We start from the raw sequence: 4,867 nt of genomic DNA, 5'->3' as shown, positions 1-4,867 counted from the left end.
ACCGTCTTCATTTTGGTGACGCTGGTGTTCTTCCTGATGAGGGTCATTGGAGATCCCATTACGGCATCACAAGGCGGCCGGCTCCCTCCGGACGTCCTGGCCCAGCGCATCCACGATGCCGGCTACGACCGCCCCATCCTGATCCAATACTTCGAATACCTCGGCCAACTGCTCACGGGCAACTTCGGAACCACCATCACGGACCGGCGTCCAGTGGTGGAAGTGCTTACCACCTTTGGGGCAGCCACCCTTGAACTGTCCATCAATGCACTGATCGTCGCCCTGCTGGTAGGCATCCCCTTCGGCCTTATCGCTGCCCGGCACCGGGACAAGACACCGGATGCCCTGCTGAGGTTCTTTGCAATCCTCTGCTACGCCACGCCCGTCTTTTTCGCGGGCTTGCTCCTCAAACTGACATTCTCCGTGTGGCTGGGATGGTTCCCGGTTGCCGGGCGCGCCTCCACCCGGACGGAGCTGACCATGAGCGGCCTGGCGGCGCCTTCAGGGATCTATTGGCTCGATGCGCTCCGCAGCGGCAACTTCAATGCCCTGGGGGATATCGCTTCCCATGCAGTCCTCCCGGCCCTTGCCCTCGGCCTGCTGACGGCCGGCGTCTTCCTTCGCCTGGTGCGTACCAACGTCATCGGCACGTTGGGAAAAGACTACGTAGAGGCGGGACGTTCCAGAGGCGTCAGCGAGTTCCGGTTGGTGACCAAACACGCCTACAAGCCGGCATTGATCCCCATCATCACCGTTATGGGCCTGCAGATTGCCCTGATGCTCGGCGGCGCAATCCTGACGGAAACCACGTTCGAATGGAAAGGGCTGGGGTATCAGCTGGTGCAGTATCTGAACGCCCGTGACTTTGTGGCCGTCCAAGGAATCGTCGTATTGCTGGCCATTATTGTTGCCGTCACCAACTTCATCGTGGACATTATTGCCGCGCTCATCGATCCCCGAGTGAGGTACTGACCATGAGCACACCTGCGCTGACCGCACCCAAACAGCCGTTGTTCTCCCGGTTGCCCGTAGTGTCCCACTTCAAGAAAAGTGTTGGCCTCCAACGCGGCATGTTGATGGTGGGCCTGGTTCTCACCGGCCTACTGATCCTGACCAGTATCTTCGCTCCACTGCTTGCCCCCTACGGCTACTCGCAACTCAGCGACGCCTCAGGTTCCTTCCCCACCCAGGAAGCCCCTGGCGCCAAGCATCTGCTGGGAACCACCGTCAGCGGCTATGACGTACTGTCCCGGGTCATCTGGGGATCGCAGACGGCGGTGACGGTCATCGTCGTGTCCGTGGCCATGTCAATTTTCCTCGGCGTCGCGCTGGGCCTCCTGAGCGGCTACTTCGGCGGCTGGCTGGACCGGATCCTGGTGGTCGTGGCTGACGCCATCTACGCTTTCCCCACCTTGCTCCTGGCCATCGTCATCTCGATCGTCATCAGCAAAGGCCAATCCAGTTTCTGGGGCGGAATCTTCTCTTGCGCGTTCTCCATCACCGTGGTCTTCGTGCCACAGTACTTTCGGGTCATCCGCGCCGAGACCATCCGGCTCAAAGCAGAACCGTTCGTAGAATCGGCCAAGGTTCTGGGCGCCTCCAGCATGCGCATCATTGGGCGCCACATCTTCAAGAACGCCACACGGACCCTGCCACTGATGTTCACCCTCAACGCCTCAGAGGCGATCCTCACTCTCGCGGGGCTGGGCTTCCTGGGGTTCGGTATTGAACCTACTTCCGCTGCGGAGTGGGGTTTTGACCTGAACAAGGCACTGGCCGATACCTCGTCCGGTATTTGGTGGACCGGTGTCTTCCCGGGCATCGCCATCGTGCTCACCGTCCTGGGCCTGACCTTGGTAGGGGAGAGCATCAACGATCTCAACGACCCCCGAATCCGCGGACGCAAGCGGGCAGGCGCACCCACAGCGCCAACAACCCCGGCAGCACCAACAACGGCGGCCTCAGAGCCCGAAGAGGCAGGGAAGCCATGACCACCAACCTTGGACATATCTCAGACCGCGCCGGCAACGCTGAACCCGTCCTCAGCATTGATCGGCTCCAAGTAACGTTCGCCACCGACGGCGGTGATGTTCAGGCAGTTAAGGATGTCAGCCTCGACGTGAAATCCGGCGAGGTGGTTGCGATCGTGGGGGAGTCGGGATCGGGAAAGACCGTCACCGCCAAGACCATCCTGGGCCTGCTCCCTGAAACGGCCATCAGTTCCGGTGCCGTGCTGATCAATGGCAACAATGTGATCAGCGTCAGCAAATCCACGCTGCGCAAGATCCGTGGCCGTGATGTTGCCATGGTGTTCCAAGAGCCCTCCACCGCCTTGAACCCGGTGTTTACCGTGGGCTGGCAAATCGCGGAAGGTATCCGGGCTCACGCCACGGACGGTAGGCGTGTCTCGGCCAAAGAGGCCAAGCTGCGGGCTACTGATGCCCTCCGCAAGGTGGGTATTCCTGATCCCGAGACACGGGTCAACTACTACCCGCACCAGTTTTCCGGCGGCCAGAAACAACGCGTGGTCATCGCAGCTGCCCTTGCCTTGAATCCGGGCCTCATCGTGGCAGATGAGCCCACTACTGCCTTGGATGTCACTGTCCAAGCCGAAATCCTGCAGCTCCTGCGGGACCTGAGGGATAACTACGGCACCTCGATTGTCCTCATCACCCACAACATGGGTGTGGTGGCCGATCTGGCGGACCGGGTAGTGGTCATGTACCAGGGCGATGTAGTGGAGGAGGCTTCTTCCCGGGTCCTCTTCGCTGAGCCAAAGGTGGAGTACACCAAGAAACTGCTGGCGGCCGTTCCGCACCTGGGACGTCATTCGGCCTCCGAAGGTGCCCGTGGCCGACTCCATCAGGATGGCGAAATCCTGGTGGAAGCGAAGAACCTCACCATCGAGTACCCCGGCCGCTTTGGCCGGAACGGCTTCAAGGCCGTGGACAACGTCAGCTTTACTGTCTCGGAGAATGAGGTTTTTGGGCTCGTCGGTGAGTCCGGCTCGGGGAAGTCCACTATCGGGCGGGCCATCGCAGGCTTGAACCGGACCACGGGCGGCAGCTTGAAGGTGCTTGGCTACGAGATGCTGGACTTCAAGGAGCGCACTTTCCGTCCGCTCCGCAAGGAGATCGGCTTCGTCTTCCAGGATCCGGCGGCCTCGTTCAACCCCCACCTCACCATCGGGGAATGCGTCGCCGAACCGTTGATCATCCACACCAAACCGAGCGCGGCTGAGGCGCGTAAAAAGGTAGGCGAGCTGCTTGAGTCAGTCCAGCTGCCGGCGTCGTACGCGCAACGGTACCCGCACGAACTCTCCGGCGGACAGCGGCAGCGTGCGTCCCTGGCGAGGTCGCTGGCGCTCAACCCCCGCCTCCTGATTGCCGACGAGCCGACGTCCGCACTGGATGTTTCGGTCCAGGCCAAGGTCCTGGACCTGTTCAAGGACATCCAGGAACAGTTTGGTTTTGCCGCCCTCTTCATCAGCCACGACCTCGCAGTGGTGGACATGTTGTCCCACTGGGTGGGAGTGCTGTACAAAGGGCAACTCGTGGAGCAGGGAATCGGCAACCACGTGATGGGCTCACCGCAGCACGACTACACAAAACGGCTCATCGCCTCCTTGCCTGTGCCCGACCCTGACGAACAAGCACGACGGCGGGAAGCCCACCGCGCCCTCTTGGGCGGCTAGCTCCGGAGAACGTGGAAGTCGGGGAAAGGCACGCGCCGTTGCACGGTGCCTGCCTTTCCCTCATTCCGGGGCAAAGGTAACACCCGCGTCGGCACCTTTGGGCACCATAGACTGGGATGCATGACCGAGCAGAACAACGCCCTTCCCGATGCCGCCGATTCCTTCAACCCGGCAGCGAGTTCCCTGGCCGGCCAAGTGGACCGTGCCGTCATGGATGAGTTGCTGTCCATCCGGTCCAGCATTGACAACATCGACGCAACCTTGGTCTTCCTGCTCGCTGAGCGCTTCAAAGCCACCCAAAAGGTAGGAATCCTCAAGGCCACCCACAAGCTTCCCGCCGGAGACCCGGGCCGTGAATCAGCCCAGATTGCACGCCTGCGCAGGCTCGCCGAAGACGCGCACCTGGATCCGGCGTTTGCAGAGAAGTTCCTGAACTTCATCATCAGCGAAGTGATCCGCCATCACGAGGCAATCGCAGAAGATCACCAGATTTCAAGCCAGCAGGCATAAACGATGCCGTCAGTGAATGATTCGCGGGCCAGCGCAACTGCCTTGGGACCGTGGCCGGGCACCGATCCTGCCGAGGCGACCCGGATTATCCGGGGGGAACTGGGCGATCCCCATCTTCCGTTCCTTCCCGAACTTCCGGACCGCGGCGTGGGTTCGGATGCCGTGGGCCGTTCCGGTTCCTTGCTGGTGGACCTGGCCCTCGATGTTCAGCCGCATGGTTGGCGGTTGGTGGACAGGCCGGGGAAAGATGCCCAGCGGGCCCGCTCTGCAATGTCCACCGATATCAACGTACTGGCCGATATCGCCGGCACCGAAGACGTTTCGGCAACAGAACTGAAGATTCACTTGGTTGGCCCCCTAAGCCTTGCCGCCAACCTCTACCTGCACAACGGGGAACGCGCGCTCCTGGACTACGGTGCCCGCCGCGACATCGCCGAATCTTTGGCTGCCGGTGTCGCCGAGCACATCCGCCGGGTCTCTGCTGCAGCACCCGGGGCAGGCATTGTGGTCCAGGTGGACGAACCGGACATCGCTTCGGTGATGGCCGGAACCATCCCGACAGCCAGTGGGTACAGGACGCTGAGGTCGGTCTCCGGTGAAGAAATTACAGGGTCCTGGCGGTTGCTGGTTGAGGCACTCAAAGCCTCCGGTGTGGTTGAGACC

Annotated in this window: 4 protein-coding genes and 1 pseudogene; all 5 read left to right on the top strand. The window is 61.5% G+C overall.

Going from position 1 to position 4,867, the window contains the following annotated elements:
• Nucleotides 1-972, top strand: a 972-nt coding sequence (locus tag HP499_RS20745) for an ABC transporter permease (RefSeq protein ID WP_172326018.1), incomplete at its 5' end; no start/stop codon positions are given.
• Between the two features lie 2 nt (nucleotides 973-974).
• A complete protein-coding gene (locus tag HP499_RS20740) occupies nucleotides 975-1,991 on the top strand; it encodes an ABC transporter permease (protein WP_172326017.1) in 1,017 nt (338 codons plus the stop codon).
• Nucleotides 1,988-3,694: an ABC transporter ATP-binding protein gene (locus tag HP499_RS20735; RefSeq protein ID WP_172326016.1), complete on the top strand. Its 1,707-nt coding sequence runs from the start codon at nucleotides 1,988-1,990 to the stop codon at nucleotides 3,692-3,694. The genes HP499_RS20740 and HP499_RS20735 overlap by 4 nt, the downstream gene beginning before the upstream one ends.
• Nucleotides 3,695-3,814: 120 nt before the next feature.
• The gene (locus HP499_RS20730) at nucleotides 3,815-4,204 is read left to right on the top strand and encodes a chorismate mutase (protein WP_172326015.1); all 390 of its coding nucleotides are present in this window, start codon (nucleotides 3,815-3,817) and stop codon (nucleotides 4,202-4,204) included.
• A 3-nt stretch (nucleotides 4,205-4,207) separates the two neighbouring features.
• Nucleotides 4,208-4,867, top strand: a pseudogene (locus HP499_RS20725) (hypothetical protein); the annotation flags it as partial.

Source organism: Paenarthrobacter sp. CM16 (assembly GCF_013179505.1).
Lineage (GTDB): Bacteria > Actinomycetota > Actinomycetes > Actinomycetales > Micrococcaceae > Arthrobacter.
The sequence above is the reverse complement of the archived record's forward strand: the minus strand, read 5'-3'. Positions and strand labels throughout refer to the sequence as shown.

Coding starts and splice junctions, on each gene's coding strand:
- HP499_RS20730 (WP_172326015.1), top strand. CDS start 3,815: ATGACCGAGCAGAACAACGCCCTTCCCGATGCCGCCGATTCCTTCAAC.
- HP499_RS20735 (WP_172326016.1), top strand. CDS start 1,988: ATGACCACCAACCTTGGACATATCTCAGACCGCGCCGGCAACGCTGAA.
- HP499_RS20740 (WP_172326017.1), top strand. CDS start 975: ATGAGCACACCTGCGCTGACCGCACCCAAACAGCCGTTGTTCTCCCGG.